The 298-nt window shown below is 48.0% G+C and carries 1 tRNA gene; it reads right to left on the minus strand.

Annotated features, from left to right (window positions below):
* Positions 1-85: 85 nt before the first annotated feature.
* Positions 86-161 (minus strand) — tRNA-Ala (locus ENTMO_RS0100610).
* Between the last annotated feature and the right edge of the window lie 137 nt (positions 162-298).

Here is a 298-nt window from a genome sequence, read left to right on the forward strand (position 1 = left end):
TTGATCCAGATTTTTAAAGAGCAAAACTTCGCAGTGCACCTTTTCAGGTTCACTCTGAAGTTTTCTTGTGTTCGCAGTAAAAGGATGGTGGAGCTATGCGGGATCGAACCGCAGACCTCCTGCGTGCAAGGCAGGCGCTCTCCCAGCTGAGCTATAACCCCATCGTATACACTAATCTCTGTACCGGTAATGCTTTCTGAGACAAGGCGTGGAATAACGAAGCATACTGAAGTATGCGAGTTGTTCCGCAACGCAGTATCAGAAAGTATTTGGTAGGCCTGAGTGGACTTGAACCACC

Source organism: Enterobacter mori LMG 25706, assembly GCF_000211415.1.
Taxonomy (GTDB): Bacteria; Pseudomonadota; Gammaproteobacteria; order Enterobacterales; family Enterobacteriaceae; genus Enterobacter; species Enterobacter mori.